This window comes from Flammeovirga sp. SJP92, assembly GCF_001583495.1.
Taxonomy (GTDB): domain Bacteria; phylum Bacteroidota; class Bacteroidia; order Cytophagales; family Flammeovirgaceae; genus Flammeovirga.
On record NZ_LQAQ01000123.1, the window covers coordinates 19,250 to 41,137 of the forward strand.

The window sequence follows — 21,888 nt, forward strand, 5'->3', positions numbered from 1 at the left end:
TCCTTTGAGAAGTTAGGGGTTATTTTTCTAGCTTACTCGACTAATCCCTTTTTATTTGAAGTGAATAATCTGAATTCTATAAGGTATATCACTATCCACCCTATTTAGAAAGCGTACTTCTTTTTCATATTCTGAAATGAATTTCATCATTTCCATCCTTTGAATTTTTCCTGTCTCAGGATCAATAAATTCAAAAATTGATATATCTCCACTATTGTCGCCATAAATTCCCACTAACAATTTAGCATGAGAGCTGAGACCGTCACCCGAAATTATCCATAAAGGTCCGGTTTCTTTTAACCAATTTATATAGGATTCAAGAGTGTAACTAGCGGGAGGTTCAAAATTTAAATTTGTTTGTAATAGAAAATCCTTAACGGCTTTTGCTGGCAATCCGGTATCATCATAATAATAAGATTTCCATGGTTCTCCTAGATTATCCAATACATCTTCTATCTTGTAGTTTTTCTGTTCCTTCCATGATAACATCATAGTATATGTGGCAATCCAACAGCTCATAGCAGAGGGTTGTTTTATTGGACTAACAGAGTGACTTACTTTTTCATACTCAACTTTATAGGCTTTATTTATTTGAGTCAATCTTGGTCTATTTTTAGAGCCAATAGAAGGCAACTCATTAGGTTTTAAATTACCTAATGCTATATCATCATCTACTCCCCAAAATAGGTTTTTACCTATTATTATATTTTTTTCTTTTATAGATGATCCTCCCGTTAATTCTAATGCCAAATTTTTCATTAAGTTAAGAGTGTCACTTTGAGAAAGTCTATCTTCGAAGTCAACTATATATTCAGCATCTGCTTGAATAACTCTTTTTATCATAGTAACCCTTTTTCCTGAAGCTAGACGCTTATTAATTGCTTGTGTACAGTAGGGTGACCTATATTTAATATTTTTAAATACAGCATCATCTGGAAGTTCCAATATTTTTACATTAGAAAGTTTTAGTGTTATTTTTTTTACTATGCTTGACTTTGATTCTGATGTAAATTTATTCATGAAAGACAAGTCAAGGCTAAAGTCACCTTCGAGTTGACTGAATAAATTTATATCTGCTGAGGGTGATTTAATAAAATAATTTCTTATTGAGTCTCCTAAAGCATTTTCACAAGGACAAATTATTTTTAATACTCCTTTTTTACCTTCTTCAACTAAAGCAATTGTTCCCGGTGCAATCAAATTATTTGGAGGACTAGTTTGAGAAAAATCACTCTCTTCCAATATATAAGATAATGAGGTATTATCGCTAAAATAGATTTTACAAACTATAGTACTCATTATCAAAAATACGATAACAGCTACAATTTTAATTATTAATTTATTTCTTCTCATTTAGTTTATTGTATGTAACATTGAATAAATGCAATAACGTTTATCTTTTAAAATTGAATAGATATACACGATATGGTATATATCCATTAGTGAAAAATATTCTCAACTCCCTATAAAAGAATTAGTTTGTTATTAGATTGTTGAATGCTTTTCTACAATTTATAGATTATTGTATTACAAAACAAGAAGGGATTTCTTCAAAAGACTAGGCCAATGTTTTAAAAGATAATTTTCAAAATCAATTTGTGAGCAAGCTGTAGAGATAACTCTTTTAGTTTCAGTATCCGCATCCTAGTGTTTTAAGGTTGAAAGGGGGGACTTTCTACAATTTGACTCTTCTGTTCTTAGTGTTAAGCCGTCAGGCGTTACTAAGAACTTTCAAATTGTTAAAGTCTTTGACTTATAACCCGACACATTGTATTACAATATTATTGTTATAAGTTGCAAACTTAAACAATAATAGGGTTCGTAGTAACGCCTATCGGCTTGATACTACGAATAGTGCAGGTGCAGTTACGAAGTTGCTTTAAAAATTTGTTTGTATCCTTAATTGGATGGTAGCTATCTCGTGCCGATTTCATTTATTGGCGGTGTGGTCTATTCAATTAGCTACTTTTTTAATTACATATTTATGTTTAAATCCATTTAGCCAACTCCACTTTGACCGAATAGACTTATCTTTTTTTCTTATTATTCTTCGATTTTTTTCATCTAGCCGATATAAAAATTCATTCTCGATCTCATATATTTCGACTTTTTGTGGTTGTGATACAACATCATATGATAGTATTAAAGAATCATTTATGATTTGGTATTGTCCATATTCACTCCAAGATAAATCATATTCAGATGTCCATTTAAAAGTACTATCTGAATACAATTCTATTGATTCGTAAATAATTAAATTATTGATAGTACCAATGTATTTTACTGTATCTTGTGAGTATGTATGAGTTGAATGAATTAGTAAAATAAAAAATGAGAGACACCTTTTCATGATCTTTGTAATACATTTTTAATTAATTTTTTCTCATAGCTACTATCAAATCCAATATATGTAATATCGTCGATTACTATTTCTATGTCATCCAGCCATTCTGAAGACTCACTTAATAACTTTAACGTTACCTTTTTATCAGATATATTTTTAATTTTCCCAACATAATACGAATCATTATCGTCTGATGTAAAAATAGCTATCAATTCCTTTTCTTTTAGTTTAACTAAACAATCTTGGAATGAATTCATTTCACCCAGAGGTAATTTATTGAGGAAATCTTTGTAGTTATTATTCTTAATATCGCTAAGTTCCTCATTATCCCAATACCGATACTTCTCTATTTCTTGACTTCTCAAAATAGCGTATCCATCATATTCTTTTTTCTCATCATTAAAACATATAAAAATGAAGACTTCGCTATTTTCTTTTAAACAAATCCCTGAATAAACTTCATCGCGATTTGGCTCTAAGTCTACATGAATCGGAATTCTATTTTCTATTGCATTTTCCATAAACTTATTTTCGACTATTAATTAATCTTGTTATCAAAGTGAGCAAATTCAATGTTTAACTCTGCCTAGCTTTTCATTGTTCGTACTGATTTAATTCTAATATTAAATGATTTTTCATATCCAATGCAGAAACATGAACTGTATTAAAATCAGAATTCGGGAAACCTGCTAATTCAATTTTATCTTTTTCTAGTTCATCTAACCAATCCATAAAATCATAAATATCGTATTCAATCACTTTGCAATTTTTCCAAGTGTCAGTCAAGAATAATTCAGCAAACTCCTTTTCAGGCCATACAGGTAAAACACTAATACCATTAGAGCCAATCATAACATATTCTTCATCATTGTCTGCGATGAGATAGATTGTTTCAAAATCAGCAATTTTTCTTAACAAGTAGCCATATCTCTCTTTTGAATCGAGAGCAAAGACGTTTTTTATTTTCTGCTCGTTCATATAATTTTTGTATTCGTAATTCCTAAACTACATGAAAGAGAGCGTTACCCAATACACCGAGTTTAGATTTTAATGTAATAGTATTTTAAAAATTCAGTCTAACTTATTCGACTAAAATTATCTCCTTAGATGCTACAAAAGTTGTGTCATATTGCCAATCTAAATTATTGTCAATAAAACTTGAAGTTATCTCCTAGTGTTTTTAAGGTTGAAAGGAGAGGACTTTCTACAGTTTGACTCTTCTGTTCTTGGTATTAAGCCGTTAGGCGTCACTAAGAACTTTTAAATTGTTAAAGTCTTTGACTTATAACCCGACACATTGTATTACAATATTATTGTTATAAGTTTGAAACTTAAACAATAATAGGGTTCGTAGTAACGCCTATCGGCTTGATACTACGAATAGTGTAGGGTATAAAAATAATCTCTTTTTCAATTTCTAAAAGTTTAATTCTAGCTAAGAAGTCTTTTATTTTTTTCAATTTGTGGCGGGTATATTTACACACAACTATTCATCAATTTTACCAATATCACTATGCTTTTTAGGCTTTGTTTTAGTTTATTATCAGCTATCAATTATATATTTTTATAATTGTATTTTCTTCTGCCAAATTTTTCTGACTATTAAATATATTAAGGCATAAATAATATTTAGTATTGCAAAATGTCTTTCTAAGAAAAAATCAGACTTCAACATACCCACTAATAACAACATAATACTAAGACATAATGGAGTATATTTCAAAATATCATTCTTATTTAACGTGAAAGAATAAATAAAAGCATTCCATATTAATGTTAGCCAAAATATTGATAAAGTTCCAAGAAGCCCATTTACATCTTTAGAATAAAATTGTGTGTGAAGGATAGGGTTTATTATACCTAGTAAAGGAACATATAGAAAAAATAATATTAATCTTTTATCAAAGCTCATGTATATTTTTTATAATAATTGTTGAAAATAATACGCTCTACTTCATAATGAAATTACCACTGTAGTATGACAGATTTGCTGGATTACGAGCAAGGCAACATCGTACGAGACATGCAGTTTTAGCTTTTATGTGTGTACCCAATATAGACAACCTGTTCTTGGTGTTAAGCCGTCAGGCGCCACTAAGAACTTTCAAATTGTTAAAGTCTTTGACTTATAACCTGACACATTGTATTACAATATTATTGTTATAAGTTGCAAACTTAAACAATAATAGGGTTCGTAGTAACGCCTATCGGCTTGATACTACAAACAGTGTAGGAACAGTGTGGGGTTAAATTGATATTCGGTGCCGTATTTTTAATTTTATTATGAAGTAGAGCGTATTATTTTCAACAATATAGACAACCTGTTCTTGGTGTTAAGCCGTCAGGCGCCACTAAGAACTTTCAAATTGTTAAAGTCTTTGACTTATAACCTGACACATTGTATTACAATATTATTGTTATAAGTTGCAAACTTAAACAATAATAGGGTTCGTAGTAACGCCTATCGGCTTGATACTACAAACAGTGTAGGAACAGTGTGGGGTTAAATTGATATTCGGTGCCGTATTTTTAATTTTATTTACCATTCTCGCCATAAATCTGCAATTCCATCCCCTTCTGCATAGTCATCTGTATTTAATCCTGTTGCATTGCATATTTCATCAATTAATTCACATAAATCTTCTCTTTCACCCGTTTCAATCAAACAATCTCCAGTTTCCTCATTTAGATTATTAAGTGAAATTATAGCTGTTTCGAAAGCTTTTTCCTTATCTTTTTTATTTCCTACCTCACCAATCTGAATCAATTTATCTATTAATTCTTCAAATATTTTTTGAGCAGTGGCACAGTTTTCTTCTGTGTATTGTTCCATTCCATCTAAATCTTCTTCTTCGTTAGGATAGAAGTAACCTCTCCATTTTTCAAAAGGGTAGAGATCTTTAGTTTTTATCAATTTTTCTGTATAAGTCATTTATTAGAAGTTTAATTTCACTTATTTGTATGTTTCTATTTGTTCTTATATATCGAGACTTTAGATTGAATTGACAAGTCTAAATATAATCAATTACCGATTATGCCCAATTGTATTTTCTTTGTTATTGCACCAAACATTGGATAAACACAAAGGCGTTTATCCCTTTTCTGTTCTTGGTGTTAAGCCGTTAGGCGTCACTAAGAACTTTCAAATTGTTAAAGTCTTTGACTTATAACCCGATACATTGTATTACAATATTATTGTTATAAGTTGCAAACTTAAACAATAATAGGGTTCGTAGTAACGCCTATCGGCTTGATACTACGAACAGTGTATGGGAGCGAGTAGTAGAAAATACTGAACTTTCAAATTAACCCCGAACCAAATCAATGATTTGGTAGTGCTGACAAATGGTAATTCACTTTAGTAAACTACTGAATGTCCTAATTGCTATATAACGTATTAGCATTTCATTTTTTATTTCAAGTGTTTTACAGAATAATACAATAAAGTCTTTGCTGGTTCTTTTTCTCCTTCATCTCCAAGAAATTGAGGATTAACATAAAACTGTCCTGTAAATTTAAACCTTAGGTTTTCCATATCATCTGTCAAATCAAATGGACTTGGTAAACTATCATTCGCTGGCTTTATATTCCAAAATAAGCTTAAATCCTTATCTTTATTAACAGCGTTCGTTGATTCGTAAATTATCTTGTTCTTTTTTGTTATCCATTGAGGACAGGGACATAACCATCCATAATATTCTAATTCAACCACTATAGTATCATTTTCAAGTATTTTAGTTGAATTTGTAACCAAGCTTGGCTCTTTTATTTTTAAATTATTGATCGAGTACCCTTTTTTTCCTTATCAAAAAGCACTTCACAAGAGAACTGGATAGTAGATGTATCAGTATTTTTAATACTTTGGAACCACGATTTTATTTTATGTCCAGTTTCGGTTTTAGTTATGTGTTGCCTTCGTTCCTCTTTACTTGGAAAGTCTCTATCATACAATTCCCTTTCTTTCATTAATTTCTTTTGGGCAGAATAATAGACAATACAGAGCTCATCACAATCTTCCCATTTACCATTCCATTTAAAGTCAGTACAAGAAATTGTTGATATAGTTATTAGTAAAATCAGTGGAATATTTTTCATATCATGAATGCTTACGAGATAGTTTAATTATGTGAGAGGATGTGTCACTCGAATGCGGGTTTCATACAGTATTTTATTAGTTATTATTCTTCACATAGTGCGTTTTTATTTTCAAATCAGAATTGGGACCTTTTACCGTATATTCATTACTAAATGAAGATTCATTATGTATGATATGTTTTCCATTATGTTTATCAAGTCTACAAATATGTTCTGTGCTATTAAAATCATTCATATCGTCATTAGGAAATAATGTTTGAAACAATTTACCCTTTGTCACACCATCATCTAGAATAATATCAATACTTTCTTCCTTTAATCTATAGATGTATTTTCGGTTAAAGTTTATATGTTTTTGACCATTTTGAATTGATAATCTTCCTTTCTCTTCATAATTCAAAGTAGTCAAATCGTTTAAGTTTTTGTTGAAGAATATTGCTACACCTTCCGCTGTTTCAGTATTGTTATCAATTACATTAAGGATTGTCCTGTTCAGAGTCCAAACTCCTTCTAAATTCTGAAAAATGTTGTTTAGTTTATTATTCATAAAAGTACTTCTATTACTGATAATATTTTATTAACATCTTTCTCCAAAATAAAACGCTATGATTTTCCATTCGTTTCCAATTTTACCAAGAGTTAAAATTTTCATTGCTCGTTGTGACGTATTTTGCTTCAAAATAAAGCCTGATTGATTATTTTCTAATTGAACCTTAATCCAAAAATTTCCCTTATCATCTTCTATTGTATCTTCATCAGTTTGATTATAAATACAACAATTACATGAGTAAAAACCAGAATCTACCGTCACTATTGTTTTTGATTCCTGTTCCGGTTTTTCTTTTATTTCAGTATTCTTTTCTAGAATAGCTAGTTCCGAATTGATATCAATTTCTCTCAAGTAAGCTGGACCTTCGTAAACATCTACAACATTACTAAATTGAACAATTGCACTGTCTAGACTGATATGAACGAATCCATATTGAATTGACTGTCGCAGTATTTCCCAATCATTATTTACGGTATCAGAGGTGAAATGAAAATTAAAGAATTCTTCTTTAGTGCAACCAGGATATCCACAAATATCATTACTTTCAAAAATAGTATCGTTCAATACAGATTTTAAGGAATATATATTTTCTTCAATAGCAATTTCATCCAATTTATAAAGAAATTGAATCAAACTTTCATCGCTTTGAGCATTTACGTTTATCCAAATTCCTAAAAGTAGTATAAGAGCTAATATTTTTTTCATGTTGTCTTATTTGTAGATAACATTGGATAAACACAAAGGCGTTTATCCTTCAAAATTCTTTTCTGTTCTTGGTGTTAAGCCGTCAGGCGCCACTAAGAACTTTCAAATTGTTAAAGTCTTTGACTTATAACCTGACACATTGTATTACAATATTATTGTTATAAGTTGCAAACTTAAACAATAATAGGGTTCGTAGTAACGCCTATCGGCTTGATACTACAAACAGTGTATGGGGAGATTCACGTACGGTTCTGTGAGAAGTTAGGGGTGATATTTCCCTAGCTTACCCGACTAATTTCTTTTAACTTAATCAAGATTCGATAATAGTAAAGTCCCGATGTTATCAGAACTCCAATAAAAGCCCAATAACCAATTGACATAAATATTCTTGCCATAGTTAATGCATCTACATTGTTTACGGGAATTGTAAATCCAGATGTTCCAGAAGTTGAGATAATTCCTCCAGCCAGAGTAAGTGCCCATGAGCCAAACGATAGTATTGCAAAAGTACTGATTCCAATAATCCAGGAAGTATCTGATCGATTAAATTTCCATTCGGGCTTAACCCATATTTTTCCTATTCCGCCAAAGTAGACTGTAATAAATGCTGTCAATATGGGAATCATTACTTTGACAGCCTCGAAGAGCCGTATGAATTGAGAGGTTCACGTACGGTTCTGTGAGAAGTTAGGGGTGAGATTCCCCTAGCTTACTCGACTAGCTACCGTTTTATTATTTTTTTCTTCATAATTCCTTCGTCAAAGTCTGTCGAATAAATTATTTCGATTTCTTTTTCGTTGGAATTAATCTTTACTTTTTCAAAGTCAATAGGCCCTTCTCCTTTTAATTCCCATTCTCCGTAATCTTTCTCAAATATCAGTAGTTGACGTTCTTTAATTTGGTAAGAACAACAAGGTGCCATAAATCCTTGAAATGGGGTCGAAATGATAATTCCGCTTTTTTCAAATTCTTTGTCTTCAGGAATCAAAGGGAACAAGATTACTGATATAACTAATGCCCAAAATATTCCACGAAAAATTAGTCCGAGTATCAACAGAACTCCAATCGTTGGATAAATCGAGAAATAGAAGCTTATCTTCTTAAATGGTTTCAAGTAGAAAAAGAAAAGTATTAGTCCGCTGACAACCGCCAAAATCTTAACTCCAAATTCTATGTTCCCTTCGAGGCTGTATGCTGTCAACAAATTGATAAGTGCGTTCAAAATTGCTACCGACAACATGGCAAAGTGAATTCTTATCAATATTTTCCGTAGTCTCGTTTTCATATGGTAGCTAACATTGGATAAACACAATAACGTTTATCCTTCAAAATTTAACGGACATAGCCATATATCCATTAGTAAAAAGTACTCTCAACTTCCCATGAAAAATAAGTTTGCAGTTAGATTGTTGAAAGATAATCTGAATTTACAGGTTTATGTATTACAAAACAAGAATGGATTTTTTTGAATCAACCAATCGACGTTCAAAAAATATTTTTTTCAAATCAATTCGTGAGCAAATGCAAATTATCTTTTCAACTTCGAGTAATTGTTGAATTTGGGTTTGACTTCGGAAAATTTGGGCATAAAAAAATCCCTGAAGAGGGAGCGTTGTGAAAAATTGTGGAGTGAAGTGAGTGGAAATAGGTAAGTTGAGATGAATTTTAATGAAAAATGAATGGATTATACGTAGGTCTTCCATTTCAGAACGGTTGGGTTCTTCCAGAGTTTGAATTGTGGTTGATCTTTGATCAGTTCACGCAACCAATAATACTTAGTGCTGGGTTGTGATTGCTGTCTTCTGAGGAGTTGGAGATGTTCCATCCAAAGATCGTAGTATTCCCAATCGTTGTTGTGATTGAAATACTTTTTACCGAGGCGGTAAGTATATCTTTTTGGAACATGGAAATCGTCTTTCCACCTATTGGGTAATTTTAGTTTATAATATTGATCAGAATACCAGTAGATCAATCGCCTTTGGGCGTAGAGTTGGTAATCGTTGTTTCTTCTTGGATGATGTCTGAATGGATTTTTCTTTTTGGAGCCGGCGTATTTCTTTCTTGCTAAAAATAATTTATGAGCGTACTCGGCTTCATATTTCTTGGTTTTTGGATTGGTATTTCTTTTCTGAATGGATTTTTCTTTTTGGAGCCGGCGTATTTCTTTCTTGCTAAAAATAATTTATGAGCGTACTCGGCTTCATATTTCTTGGTTTTTGGATTGGTATTTCTTTTTAACTCACGATAGATTGTAGACGGAGAAACCTCTAAACCTTCTGCAATTTCTGCTACGGTAAAACTTTTATCTTCAATAAGACGTTGGATGACTTTTCTATGATAGAGTTGAAGGTTTTTCATGAGATTCGTTAAACAGTCAGTTTTATAATTTCGTTAAGCTCTTTCAATGTAATACGAATAGATCAAGAATCAAACCATTTATGATGTTTTTTGCTTTCATCTGTAAACCGATAATTGAAATTATAGGCTTTTGGGTGGTTTTGCCTTTCTCTTGGCTTATTCTCAACGATTGTTTTTGAATATAAAAGTCTATTGCTTTTGGTGACCACCCAAGAGGCCATGATTTTAATCGTAGGGAGGTAGCGGTTCAGGTGGATTTTGTCCCGAAATAGGAATAAATTATAAGGCTCTTTATCCAAGTATATTTGTATATGTAAAAAGTAGCATGAAGGCTTGAAAGTAGACTCTATAAAATCTTGTATCCGCCTTATAATTGAGAAGTCATTCAATCTTTATAATCCGATAGAATTGCTTTGAAATTGAATGTTTTCTGTAATTGTCAGTCTCTAATTTTGTAGCGAAATAATAGTAAGTATAGAAAAATAAAGAGATAAAATGATAATCGTAACAGTAAAAGCATCTCCAAAGCAGGGATATAAAAAAGCATTTCTTGATGCTTTCAATGAGGTTTCTTCTTTAGTTCTTCAGGAAAAAGGATGTATTGAATACAGTATTTATCAAAAAGATGCTGTATCGAACCACCTTTTTCTTTTTGAAAAGTGGGAATCTCAAGAGGCGCTTGATGAACATATGGCAACTGATCATATGAAAGACTTCTTTACGAAAGTTACACCTTGGTTTGAAGGGGAAAATGATATGGAAGTTTATCAAATTAAAGATTAATTCTCTAGTTAAAGACATCCATTTTTGTTGGAGAAGGTTTCGTATTGTATTGAACAACTAACTCTTACTTTTAAAATAGAATTTCTTAGTTATTATTAAAGGCTATACTGATATGAAATTATTGGGATAGCCTTTTTTCTTTTTATAAATAGGCTCATGGTGTTTATTGGAGGCTTTCATTTTTTTTAATCATAGAAATTTGATGGTAAGGTGTATAGGTATGAACAGTTCTTTTTTGTTTGGAAAGAATATATAGTAAAATGAATTACATTTTATATTAATAATTATATTTGTTCTAGTACATATACAAATGCCATATAAGTACTACATAGTAAACTAAATTTTCGAATATTTCTGAGGATCTGTAGGACACGAGTGCCCCTTGCTTGAGCTTTAGTGAGTCTAAAATCATTGAAGCGAGAGGAATGTAATCTTTTGATTTCATAGCATAGATTTTTGCTTCGTTTTTCATCAAAGGAAAAATGAAGAAGAAGGAGGCTTGAAAGAAGACCTAAAAAGCCTGCAGAAATATCAAATGAAAGTTGACGATAACTTAGTACTAAACTAAAATAGGAAACTAACAAAAAACATGTTTGGAATATTAGAGCAAAACCTTTGTAAAAAAGCAAATGTGGTCCATAGTCATCATTACAATTATTGCGGTACTTGTAAGTCAATTGGCAGTCTTTATGGGAACAAAAGCAGACTTTTTTTAAATAACGATATTGTTTTCTTATCGGCGATATTGAATGATCTATCCAATAAGAATAGAGGATGCAGTATTGAAAAGCTAGACAGATCATGTTTCAAATTACCAAAAGCCGGAGAGGTATCATCCATTTTCAATTTCACTTCTTCACTCAATGTTTTTCTTACTAAAGTGAAATTCAATGACAGCAAGGAGGATAATAATGGAGTAAAGAAAATGCTGGTTCAAGGTGGTGAACTTTTCTATCATAATCATTTCAAAAAAGCCTACAATGTATTGCAGGGCATGAACTTTCCTTTGCAAAAAGTAGAAGATCATTTGAATGAAAATACCACATTAGAAGCCACAGCTCACCTTACATTGGAGCAATACACTGATCCTACAGCCAAGATCACAAGGCTATGTTTTGAGTTTGGAGCTTCGTTGATTCATCAGTCAGAAGCAATGATTCAAAAGATTGGTGAAATAGGAAGTTACCTGGGACAATTAGTGTATTTGATCGATGCAAAAACGGATTTAAAGAAAGACACTGAGAAGAACGATTTTAATCCAATTCTCAAAAGCGATTTAATTACGTTGGATGCTGTTAATACTGCCATTCAAAATGCACAAAACCAATTGTGTGAGGTACTAGAAAACATTCACCTTACAGGAGCGTTAAAAAATCGTTATCTGAGAAAAATTAGAAACTTGAATGCTTCTGATTCAGGGAAAATAATCAAGAAAAAGAAACTCAAAAAACAAGGTCATCACAACCAAAACCAGCATTATGATGAGGGATATGATGAAAATAATTGTGATTGTTGTCTTTTGGATTGTTTACCAGATATACCAATTGGCAGCAATAGTTGTGGTTCCAATAAGCGTGGAGAAGGAATGAAGGGAAGTAATCACGGAGATGGCCATAATGAGGGGGAAAGTACAGGAGATACTGGCAACTTTGGTGATGGAGGTGATAGCAATGAGGGTACTTATAGCGGTGATAGTGGAGGAAATAGTAATGAAAACAGCGGTTGTGGATGTGACTGTGGTGATTGTGATTGCTGTGACGGATGTTGCTGTAGTAACTGTTGTTGTGGCTGTGATGGTTGTTGTTGTGATTGCGATTGCGATTGTTAAGTACTAGGACAAAATATCGTACACCATGTCTTGAAGTCTTGGACTTATGGGAAGCTATTCCATTTTCCAACTTGATTTGTCTCAAAGATTTATAGTTTTTTACCCATTAAAAAGCGGATAAGTCAAATATTATAATCAAAAGTTAATCAATGAGTTATCTTCCCAAAAGCCCATAATTTCAATTATGGGTCAACGAAACATTCGTTTTCATTTGTCACAGTACTTAAGTACTAGGACAGAAGAAAAGGGATAATTTTAGCTTGTTATTTTTTATTCTAATCAAGGCAGATTTGCAGAGCATAGCCTTAGTTACGCGATAAAAATCTAACGAAAGGCAGATTTGCAGAGCATAGCCTTAGTTACGCGATAAAAATCTAACGAAGAGTAGGATAAAAAAGATAAAATAAAATGTCCGTTTACTTTTGTCCTAGTACTTAACTTTGATGTTGAAGGAGAAATTCAAAACGCATGATTAACGAACAACAAATTCTACAGGATATTTATCAGAGTATAAAAACGTTGAACATACAGCTTTTAAGAGAAACTCTTGCACTGGAGCATGAGGAGGACCCTTTTTGGTTGAAACGTTATAGAGCAATAGTTAAAGAATTGGAAGGTTTGTCAAATATCGAACCTGATGCTCAAAAAGTAGAAAATGAGCAATTTTGGCTAGAGGTGATGAGAGCCTTTATTGATGTAGTGCCAAGATAATTTTTTAAGTGAAGGTCATATACTCTTGGATTCAAGTCATTTATTCAATTATTATATCTTATATTTATAAGCCTTAAATGATTGTTGTATTCTTGGCTTGAATCCAACTACTTTTTAAACTTCGTTATACCACGATGCACTTTTTGAGTTATAATGACTACCAATATATATATACTAATTACAACACTCTTACTCTTCGGAAACTTCGCCTATGGTCAATTTTCATCTAAAAAATTCACGGTAAATGAAGGCCTGTCGATTAACGAAGTCACTGATTTATATATCGATCAAAAGATGCATTATTTGTGGATTTGCACCAATAATGGCTTGAATAGATTTGATGGACATCGGTTTGAAACAAAATATATAGAGAGAAAAGAAGGTAAAGTAAGTCACTTTATCAATGCTTTGGTAGAAGATGCTTCTCATCAATTTTGGATTGCTACTAATAGAGGTTTGGCTTGCTATGACTATCAAAAAGATCAGTGGATTGATGTCAATAAAGAATTACAGGTAGGAATATATACAAAGCTAGCCCAACTCAATGATTCCTTGCTTTATGCAGTCAGAGATAACGATCAACTCATTGAAATCAATACAAAAAATCAACAATTTAAAGTAATAGAAAAGACTTTGATTGAGAGCATATTTCAGTTAGAGTCAATCAATAATCAATTGCTATTGGGAGGTTGGAAAGGGTTGTATACTTATTCACCTTCTACTCAAAAAATAAGTCAAATAGAGCAAGGGAAAATCACAAATGCAACCTTGGTAAAATACTTGGAAGACGAAACGCTGTGGGTGAGAGATAATAATAATATTTGGTTCATTCCAGCCAAAAATGGAATTCCTCAGTATTCAAACGCCATCGATCTTACTCCTTTTTTGGTAACGGAAAATGATTCAAAAATTCATGTTTCAGATATAGTCACTTATCAAGGTGATTATCTTATCTGTATGAATTCAAAATTGTACAAAATCAATAAAACGGATATTGGTAAAAAGTCGCTAAAAGCGATATGTATTTCATCACATGAAACGGTGAAAGTAGCAGTAGACCAATATCATAATATTTGGGGTACAACTTGGAAAGAGGGATTCTATCAATTAGAAAATAGCGATAAACCATTCAAGAGTGTGACTTATCAAACAAAGGGGGATCAGTCACTCAGTTTGGTAAGAGGTTTTGCTGCACTTAATGCGTCGGAATTATTAATACAAACCGACAATAGAAGTTATTTTATTTTTGATCAAAATACAGGGATCCTAACACCTCACCGTACTTTGAAAGAAGCAACTACCAAAGACAAAAAAGCATTGACGATAGTGGCGGATTGGAGGGGAAGAATATGGACTGGACACCTTCAAACGGGAGTTAAAGTGCTTTCAGGCCCCGAAAAAGAGGCTATCAATAAGAAGTTTTCTCAGCAAACCAAAAGAAGACATTATATGGCAGTCAATGATTTCTTGGTGGATTCTGTGGAGCAAAAAGTCTATATGGTAGGTGCGTCGCATATTTATCAGTTTAGTGAAGAAAAACAGGAATTTAAAATTGATAGAGTGGATGGAAGGCAATTGTATTGTATTGAAAAGGACAGGGCCACGGGGTACTTTTGGTTAGGAAGTGGACAAGGCCTTCAGGTTTTTGATGCTTCATTTAAAGATAAAGTGCAGGCGTATCAAGATGGAATCAAAAATGCTGGATTGGAAGATGCAAGGATCAATTGTTTGTATCAAGATCACCAAGGTGTAATTTGGATTGGAACTTACGGAGATGGATTATTCTACTATCAAAAAGGAAATGAGCAAATCATAGAGGTAGAGTTGCCGGAATATTTGGATGTGAAAGTGGTGTACAGTATGATGGACGATCAAACCCAAACAACACTTTGGTTCAGTACTAATAGTGGTTTGATTGCTTACCATAAACCTTCTAAAACATTTAAGAAATACAGTACAGAAGACGGTATTTTAGGAAATCAATTCTGTTACCGATCAAGTTTTAGAGCAAAGGACGGTACACTTTTTTTTGGAGGAGTTAAGGGCTTTACCTATTTCCACCCAGATAATTTGAAAAATAAGAAAAATACTCTGCCAGCCCCTCAATTTTCGGATTTTTTAATGGGCGAACAAAAGGTAGCTTTATTTAATAAAATAGAAGAAAACGAAATTAAGATCAAAGACCATAGTTTTGAGATTCACTTTTTCACACCCGAATTGAGTAATGCAGAAAGCTATACTTATGCTTATCAGCTAGAAGGTTTTGACAAAGGTTTTCAATATTCTCACCTGACCGAACCGAAGGCGATTTACCATCACTTGCCTTCTGGAAAGTATCGTTTTAAAGTTAAGGTTACAAGACCATTTTCAGATTGGTCTGAAGTAACGTACAGCCCTTGGTTGATAGTTCCATTGCCATGGTATAAAACCACTACCGCTATTATTGGTTTCACGCTATTGTTTCTATTCTTATTTGTACTTTCTATATGGATTATTAAGGTGCAGCTTCACCTCAAAAATACAGCAGTGATAGCTAGGTTGGAGCAACAGAATACAGAAGAAATTAGCCGAACAAAGCTTCGTTTTTTTACTGATATCACACACGAAATACGAACGCCATTGACACTGATTTTAGGTCCGCTCAATACCATTTTAGAAAATAGACAATTTGATCTGCCCACTCAAAAAAGTTTGAGGACTATTCAGAAAAGTGCCAAACGACTCTCCTCTTTGGTTGATGAACTTTTGTTGTTTAGAAAAGCGGAGCAAAATAACCTTCATCTCAAATTGGAGGAAGTAGATCTCTATGATGTGGTCGGAAGTACTTGTGATTGGTTTAGTTATGAAGCTGAAACGAAAAATATTTCAATGCATCTTCTCTGTTCTAACAAGGATATTATTTCAGTGATGGATAGAGAAATGATGGAAAAAGTACTCTCCAACTTGATAAGTAATGCTTTAAAGTTTACAGAAACAGGAGGAGAAATCAATGTTTCATGTGATCAGATTGATGGGGAAACTATGATTATAATTAAGGATAATGGCAAAGGAATGAGTGAAGAAGAAGTAGATCGGGTTTTCAATCGTTTCTATGCCTCCAATCCTTCACAACACGCAGGTTTTGGGATTGGTTTGGAACTTTCTCAACGCATTGTAAGTGCCCATCAAGGTGAAATTACAGTAGATAGTCAGTTAGGACAGGGAAGTACTTTTACAGTGAAAATTCCTAAACTTCATCCGAATGTAGAAGCATCTAATACAAAACAGTCTGTTGAAAACAACCAGGTCAATGAGAAAGAAAATAACACCTTGAATTTCCCCTCAACTGTTGATGGAAAACTCTTAATTGTAGAGGATGACGAAGAAATTAGAAACTACATCGCCGATCTTTTTAAAGAAGAATTTAATGTGGTTTGTAAGAAAAATGGACAGGAGGGTTTGATGTATGCACAAGCCAATACCCTAGATTTGATCATTACAGATTATCAAATGCCGGTCATGAATGGTGTAGAGATGTGTAAGCTCTTGAAATCAGATCTTGCCACTTCTCACATTCCAGTGGTGTTGCTTTCTGCATTCAATGAAGTGGAAGATCAATTAAGAGGCCTAGAGGTTGGAGCAGACGATTATATCGAAAAGCCTTTTGAGAATAAAATAGTGTATTTTAAAATAATAAACTTATTGAATACTCGTCAGCAGTTAAAGAAAAGCTTCCAGAAAGGACAACCCTTAGATTTAAAAGGCCTCAATCAGCAAGATCAGCGTTTTATTAAATTGCTCAATAAAATCATTTTACAAGAAATTCAAAATGAAAAATTAGCTGTTGATTTTGTAGCGGAGAAAATGAAAGTAAGTCGTACTACACTGAATAGTAAATTAAAAAGTTTGCTCAATGTAACGCCTTCAGAATATATCCGAAAAGAGAAATTGAAAGAAGCGTATCGTTTATTGATTGAAGAAAAATACAATGTCACTGAAGCGGCACACGCCGTTGGTTTTTCCTACGCTTATTTTAATACCATTTTTAAGAAGGAGTTTGGGGTTTCACCAGGTAAATTATAATGACGATAGTAGCGTTGCCAAACTATAACGGTAGATATTTTGGTATTTAAATGCTTTGATATATAGATGTATATGTTAGTTATTCGGTTTGTTATGTTCTAATCGATAAATAAAAAGCAAACCATCAAAGTGACGGTTTGCTTATAGAAATGAATGTAGTTAAAAAGAATTTACCTTTTAATCAATTTTTGGTGTTGACCGTTGTCAAATTGAAGTAGATACACACCATGATTTAGATGATTTAAGTCTATTTTCCCATTAGTGAGAGAACCCTTCATAAGAAGGCGCCCTCTCAAATCTAATAGTTTATAAGTAGTCTCACTTTTAATCCCGGAAACTTGTAGTATATCGCTGACCGGGTTGGGTTTGATAACTATTTTACTGGTATGAGTTTCTTTTGAATTAATGATTCTTCCAGATGAATCCAATATAAAATCGTGTGTTGCTGTTGCTTTATTAGTGGACCAATTTCCTCCTACCTCACGGAGTGCCGCCAATAGTTTATACTGATCACCGTCAATTAATGAACTTGGAGCCGTGAGGCTTATTTCTTCTACTCCGTCACCTTTTTCTACCACCACTTTTTCAGAAGTAATATAGTCTCCTGTTGAGGTTTGAAGGACAAGATTTAAGTCTCTTTGTTGATGAGCGTAATAAGTTATTTTTACCAACATCTCTGATTCGTATTCCGATAAAGGATTTACAAACCCAACACTTTCAGGTTCTTCAATGATGTTGATATTCTGCTGTACTGTCACTATGTTTTGAGTCCAATCGGTATTCACATAGCGAAGTGCCGCAGTGATAGAATAATCATTCCCAATAGCAAGAGGACTTTCAATATCAAGGGTCTCCGATAAAGTTCCATTGCCTTCCTCTACTGTGATGGTTTTTGAAGTAATAAATTCACCTTCAGGATCTTTGAGAATCAATACAATGTCCCTTCGAGCTTGTGCATTATAACTCACTTGAATAGGGAATTGAACAGTAGAATCAATAAATTCATTGGCTAAGTTGACAATACTGATATTTTCAAATGTCGTATTGTTGGTCTTCTCCAAGCGTTCAGGTAGTACGATAGAAGCACCCGCCTGCAATACTCTGTCACTTCCTTCCAAAGCTCCACAATCTGGAGTAGCCGAATTTGTAATCCCGTTCAAAGCAACGCCATATGCTTTTGCCATAGAATTATTCAATAAATTGAAGTCTCCCTTTTCTGCATTTACAAAATGATTTTGTCCTTCTGAAAAATCAAAGTGTAAATTATTTTGAGGGTTGAAATGATAATGATACTTGGCTACATGTGCCGTGTATTCATCAAAATCTTCCGTCTCAATACTTGGACTGTTTTCCAATGATACCCATCCTAAATTACCGCCTGTGGCTGAAAGAATTTGTCTAACATAACTCATTTTATAGCCTGTACCGCTCATAAAAATATTGTTTGCAAAATGTCCATCTTTCATGTAACCGGTAGTATGATCAATACCTAGATCTTTCCAATTGTCAATTTCAATATTCCAGATACTGATTCCAAAATCTACATTCCAAACAGTATTATTATAATAGTTGACAGGCTTATCCATTGGATTGTACCTTGGTCCTAAGTACAAAAACTCACCATGTCTTGTAATAGAATGAGGCCCAGTGTAATTATCTGCTTTAATATTATAAATCAAGTTATGATGAGCAGTATAATTCTCAGTATCTTCCATGTAGAAAGCCGTGATTTTCTGTTTATTGTACCCTCCATCAGACACAGGTAAGCCATGTACATCGTGTATTTTATTGTATGCAATCTCACTGCCTTTCATATTCAAAGCGTATAAAGTACCTGTGCTTGTGGCTTCAATTGGTCCGGCATCTTCTCCCATTCTCATAGCCCCAAAGAAATCCGAATCTAAAATATCGAACTTCACGTTTTTACGGATTCGGATATGAAAACGTGCTGCATCACCGAAAGTACAGTGTTGTACTTTTATGTTGTCACCAGTGGCATAAATGCCTGAGGTAAAAATTCCCAACCAGCCAAAATCTTCAATCAAACAGTTTTCAAATTGATTATTATTTCCACCTTTCACCGCTATAGCATTTCCCCAAGTATGAGCCACTTGTGTTTTGTTAAAACGATTATCAGAGCTGTTGGAAAGATAAATCCCAGTTTTCTCTGTATTACTGTCTCCATATCCTTTCGATTTCCAAAAAGGATGAAGGTACCTGAAACTACAATTTTCAATAGTTGCTCCCTGCGTATTGACCAACTCAGCATTTCCCGCCATGAAATGAACCCCATTGAGAGTAGTACCAGATGTATTATTAAGTACCAGAACTTTCTCCCGAACTTGAACTTCTATACGTGTTTGAAAAAGATCTTCTTCTTCTTTCGGAAAATAAAACAACTGATTACCTTCTTTGAACCATTCACCAGGAATATCAATCACATTTTTATGCAGAACATATCCCCAGCTGAATTTATGGCGATCATTGGGAATTGCAGCACTTTCTTTCCAAACGCCATTATTATGGGCTGTGAAAGTCACTGCATTGCCAGCGTTTGCTGTAATATTTCCAATGACATAGTTTCTCATTTTTCCTGTTAAACCTCTAAAAATTCCTCCTGTCAAATCTACATCAGGAACAGCAGTTCCTTCCAATGTGGCATAACCGCTTGCATTTTCTCCTTCTTCTTTTCTGACATTACTCAATAAGGCGTATCCACTATTTTCCCCCATAGGGTTCATCATTTCTCCGCTTGTATTGTTCGGATGTCTTGCCATTATTTGTTCAGAACCGTTGGCAAAAAGTTGTGTGAAATCCGTTTCAAATTTCAAACTAGAGACATTCGCCTGATAAACCCCTTCAGCCATACCAGATGCTTTTGTCCATCCATTCACCACTTCAGTTCCAGTTACAAGTACATAATCATTTTGGTAGTTTTTGATTGTCAAATTGCTTTTGTTGACTACCACTTTTTCCCTATAAATTCCTTCATGGATTTCAATAATATCACCATTAGAAGCCTCGGAAATAGCTTCATTGATACTATAGATTTTCCCTTGTTCTTGAGAGGAGGAAGTATCTCCCCAAGGAATTTCATCCGAATAAACATGGTGAGTCGTTTGCCCTTTTGCCATTATAAAGCAAAAGAACAATACAGTTGTGATAATAAATTTCATTTCATAGAATTTCAAAAGTGTTCTTCGTGTTGGTTACTATTCAAGCCATTATGAATTGCTGTAATAGTTTTAAGCAAATATGGGGAGTAGCATCAAATCAAACTTTTGAATACGACAGAATAATTTTGATTTTGAAAAGTCGCTTTTTGTCATAAAAAAGGAAGGGGGGAGGTATAAGCTTTCAAAAGCGGTATGAATAAGGAAATAGGGGAGGAATTAAAGGGCTTTTTGTTTTTGAAGCTCAATAGACTTAATAAAGACCTATTTTACTGTTGTGTGAAAAGTTCTTGATTAATTAGGTTGGAAGTAACTTTCTTTAAAATTTTATCATTAATGAAAATTAATCTTCAGCGAGGTCCCTTAACCATGGAGAAACATAATCCTCACAAAGGATGAAGGTGTCTTGCTCTGAAATGATAAGATTGTCTACTTGATGGTATTGTGTATTGATAGGGATATTTTCCTGTTTATGGTAAAATGTGAACACATCATTTTCTTTTTTCCAAGTACCTTTAATTGTACCATTACTTTGACTACAGCCTTGATAGCTGAAATGGAAGATTCCTTGTTTCATTAAAGTTAGACTTTTACCATAAAAGCCAAAGTTACCGCAGTAAGAAATTAAAACTTGTTCTCTTTGAATACTATTCGATAGAAATAAAAGGATTCCAATAAGGATTGCTAGTAGTGTTATTATCCCTGTCAAACGGATTTGAGTGTTGGCAGGAAGAAGTCGATGCGGTCTTTGTTTGAATTTCATGAATTACGAATAGTTTGATTTGCTGTAAGTACTACTCTGTAAACTAAATTATCGTCAACATTCGCGCAACATTTCTACAAGCTTTGAAGGTCCTACTTTCAACCTTCCTTCTTCTTCATTTTTCCATTGATGAAAAACGAAGCAAAAAATCTAGGCTTAGAAGTCAAAAGCTAAATTTCATTCCACTCGCCTATGAAAAACGAAGCAAAAAATCTAGGCTTAGAAGTCAAAAGCTAAATTTCATTCCACTCGCCTCAATGATTTTAAACTCGCTTTGCTCAAACAAGAAAATCATTTTTTACGGCTCAATCCATGAAATTCTTAACGCTTTTCCCTTCAATGCCAGGGGGGAGTACTACCAGACTATAATGGTAGAAAGCCCACTGGCGCGAATGTTAAGCGTAAGCCTCATTCGTGTCCTTCAGATCATCAGAAATCTCCTGATTTCTAAATACCAAAAATAACGAAAACTTAGTTTACAATGCAGTACTAAGTCAAAAATAAATCATAGTTAAT

Annotated in this window: 18 protein-coding genes; 4 read left to right on the forward strand and 14 right to left on the reverse strand. The window is 33.2% G+C overall.

Going from position 1 to position 21,888, the window contains the following annotated elements; translation table 11 throughout:
• Positions 1-51: 51 nt before the first annotated feature.
• The 12 genes from AVL50_RS32255 to AVL50_RS32315 form a co-directional block, all read right to left on the reverse strand.
• The gene (locus AVL50_RS32255) at positions 52-1,353 is read right to left on the reverse strand and encodes a papain-like cysteine protease family protein (RefSeq protein ID WP_062622156.1); all 1,302 of its coding nucleotides are present in this window, start codon (positions 1,351-1,353) and stop codon (positions 52-54) included.
• 993 nt (positions 1,354-2,346) lie between these two features.
• Positions 2,347-2,865 carry a hypothetical protein gene (locus AVL50_RS32265; RefSeq protein WP_062622159.1) on the reverse strand — a complete coding sequence of 173 codons (519 nt, stop codon included), beginning with the start codon at positions 2,863-2,865 and terminating at the stop codon, positions 2,347-2,349.
• 73 nt (positions 2,866-2,938) lie between these two features.
• Positions 2,939-3,322: a DUF2750 domain-containing protein gene (locus tag AVL50_RS32270; protein ID WP_062622160.1), complete on the reverse strand. Its 384-nt coding sequence runs from the start codon at positions 3,320-3,322 to the stop codon at positions 2,939-2,941.
• Positions 3,323-4,883: 1,561 nt separating this feature from the next.
• Positions 4,884-5,276: a hypothetical protein gene (locus AVL50_RS32280; protein ID WP_062622166.1), complete on the reverse strand. Its 393-nt coding sequence runs from the start codon at positions 5,274-5,276 to the stop codon at positions 4,884-4,886.
• Positions 5,277-5,756: 480 nt separating this feature from the next.
• The gene (locus AVL50_RS32285; RefSeq protein ID WP_062622168.1) at positions 5,757-6,098 is read right to left on the reverse strand and encodes a hypothetical protein; all 342 of its coding nucleotides are present in this window, start codon (positions 6,096-6,098) and stop codon (positions 5,757-5,759) included.
• 17 nt (positions 6,099-6,115) lie between these two features.
• Complete coding sequence (locus tag AVL50_RS32290; RefSeq protein WP_062622174.1) at positions 6,116-6,439, reverse strand: hypothetical protein; 324 nt, start codon at positions 6,437-6,439, stop codon at positions 6,116-6,118.
• A gap of 76 nt (positions 6,440-6,515) precedes the next feature.
• Positions 6,516-6,986, reverse strand: coding sequence for a DUF6314 family protein (locus AVL50_RS32295; protein WP_062622176.1), 471 nt, complete (start codon positions 6,984-6,986; stop codon positions 6,516-6,518).
• A gap of 30 nt (positions 6,987-7,016) precedes the next feature.
• Complete coding sequence (locus tag AVL50_RS32300) at positions 7,017-7,694, reverse strand: hypothetical protein (RefSeq protein ID WP_062622178.1); 678 nt, start codon at positions 7,692-7,694, stop codon at positions 7,017-7,019.
• 278 nt (positions 7,695-7,972) lie between these two features.
• Positions 7,973-8,308, reverse strand: a complete 336-nt coding sequence (locus tag AVL50_RS32305) for a hypothetical protein (RefSeq protein WP_157491787.1) — start codon at positions 8,306-8,308, stop codon at positions 7,973-7,975.
• Positions 8,309-8,415: 107 nt separating this feature from the next.
• The gene (locus tag AVL50_RS32310; RefSeq protein ID WP_062622181.1) at positions 8,416-8,934 is read right to left on the reverse strand and encodes a hypothetical protein; all 519 of its coding nucleotides are present in this window, start codon (positions 8,932-8,934) and stop codon (positions 8,416-8,418) included.
• A 444-nt stretch (positions 8,935-9,378) separates the two neighbouring features.
• Positions 9,379-9,666: a hypothetical protein gene (locus AVL50_RS33250; protein ID WP_157491791.1), complete on the reverse strand. Its 288-nt coding sequence runs from the start codon at positions 9,664-9,666 to the stop codon at positions 9,379-9,381.
• A 92-nt stretch (positions 9,667-9,758) separates the two neighbouring features.
• Entirely contained in the window at positions 9,759-10,052 is a 294-nt protein-coding gene (locus AVL50_RS32315) for a helix-turn-helix domain-containing protein (protein WP_062622183.1), read from the reverse strand.
• 495 nt (positions 10,053-10,547) lie between these two features.
• Between AVL50_RS32315 and AVL50_RS32325 the strand changes: the two genes are divergently transcribed.
• The 4 genes from AVL50_RS32325 (at position 10,548) to AVL50_RS32340 (ending at position 17,436) form a co-directional block, all read left to right on the forward strand.
• Positions 10,548-10,835, forward strand: coding sequence for a putative quinol monooxygenase (locus tag AVL50_RS32325; RefSeq protein WP_062622187.1), 288 nt, complete (start codon positions 10,548-10,550; stop codon positions 10,833-10,835).
• Between the two features lie 589 nt (positions 10,836-11,424).
• Complete coding sequence (locus AVL50_RS32330; protein WP_157491793.1) at positions 11,425-12,663, forward strand: DUF5685 family protein; 1,239 nt, start codon at positions 11,425-11,427, stop codon at positions 12,661-12,663.
• 468 nt (positions 12,664-13,131) lie between these two features.
• Positions 13,132-13,374 (forward strand): hypothetical protein, encoded by a 243-nt coding sequence (locus AVL50_RS32335; protein ID WP_062622190.1) that lies wholly within the window; start codon positions 13,132-13,134, stop codon positions 13,372-13,374.
• Between the two features lie 153 nt (positions 13,375-13,527).
• Positions 13,528-17,436 carry an ATP-binding protein gene (locus tag AVL50_RS32340; protein WP_062622192.1) on the forward strand — a complete coding sequence of 1,303 codons (3,909 nt, stop codon included), beginning with the start codon at positions 13,528-13,530 and terminating at the stop codon, positions 17,434-17,436.
• A 170-nt stretch (positions 17,437-17,606) separates the two neighbouring features.
• Here the strand turns inward: AVL50_RS32340 and AVL50_RS32345 are convergent, their stop codons facing one another.
• Both AVL50_RS32345 and AVL50_RS32350 read right to left on the reverse strand, forming a co-directional pair.
• Positions 17,607-20,612 carry a right-handed parallel beta-helix repeat-containing protein gene (locus AVL50_RS32345; protein ID WP_082796105.1) on the reverse strand — a complete coding sequence of 1,002 codons (3,006 nt, stop codon included), beginning with the start codon at positions 20,610-20,612 and terminating at the stop codon, positions 17,607-17,609.
• Between the two features lie 340 nt (positions 20,613-20,952).
• Complete coding sequence (locus AVL50_RS32350; protein ID WP_062622204.1) at positions 20,953-21,372, reverse strand: hypothetical protein; 420 nt, start codon at positions 21,370-21,372, stop codon at positions 20,953-20,955.
• Positions 21,373-21,888: the final 516 nt, after the last annotated feature.

Excerpts from the sequence above, each read along its gene's own strand:
- AVL50_RS32310 (WP_062622181.1), bottom strand. The coding sequence starts at position 8,934 with ATGTTGTCGGTAGCAATTTTGAACGCACTTATCAATTTGTTGACAGCA.
- AVL50_RS32300 (WP_062622178.1), bottom strand. The coding sequence starts at position 7,694 with ATGAAAAAAATATTAGCTCTTATACTACTTTTAGGAATTTGGATAAAC.
- AVL50_RS32340 (WP_062622192.1), top strand. The coding sequence starts at position 13,528 with ATGACTACCAATATATATATACTAATTACAACACTCTTACTCTTCGGA.
- AVL50_RS32280 (WP_062622166.1), bottom strand. The coding sequence starts at position 5,276 with ATGACTTATACAGAAAAATTGATAAAAACTAAAGATCTCTACCCTTTT.
- AVL50_RS32290 (WP_062622174.1), bottom strand. The coding sequence starts at position 6,439 with ATGAAAAATATTCCACTGATTTTACTAATAACTATATCAACAATTTCT.
- AVL50_RS32330 (WP_157491793.1), top strand. The coding sequence starts at position 11,425 with ATGTTTGGAATATTAGAGCAAAACCTTTGTAAAAAAGCAAATGTGGTC.
- AVL50_RS32255 (WP_062622156.1), bottom strand. The coding sequence starts at position 1,353 with ATGAGAAGAAATAAATTAATAATTAAAATTGTAGCTGTTATCGTATTT.
- AVL50_RS32265 (WP_062622159.1), bottom strand. The coding sequence starts at position 2,865 with ATGGAAAATGCAATAGAAAATAGAATTCCGATTCATGTAGACTTAGAG.
- AVL50_RS32270 (WP_062622160.1), bottom strand. The coding sequence starts at position 3,322 with ATGAACGAGCAGAAAATAAAAAACGTCTTTGCTCTCGATTCAAAAGAG.
- AVL50_RS32325 (WP_062622187.1), top strand. The coding sequence starts at position 10,548 with ATGATAATCGTAACAGTAAAAGCATCTCCAAAGCAGGGATATAAAAAA.
- AVL50_RS32335 (WP_062622190.1), top strand. The coding sequence starts at position 13,132 with ATGATTAACGAACAACAAATTCTACAGGATATTTATCAGAGTATAAAA.
- AVL50_RS32345 (WP_082796105.1), bottom strand. The coding sequence starts at position 20,612 with ATGAAATTTATTATCACAACTGTATTGTTCTTTTGCTTTATAATGGCA.
- AVL50_RS32295 (WP_062622176.1), bottom strand. The coding sequence starts at position 6,986 with ATGAATAATAAACTAAACAACATTTTTCAGAATTTAGAAGGAGTTTGG.
- AVL50_RS32350 (WP_062622204.1), bottom strand. The coding sequence starts at position 21,372 with ATGAAATTCAAACAAAGACCGCATCGACTTCTTCCTGCCAACACTCAA.
- AVL50_RS32315 (WP_062622183.1), bottom strand. The coding sequence starts at position 10,052 with ATGAAAAACCTTCAACTCTATCATAGAAAAGTCATCCAACGTCTTATT.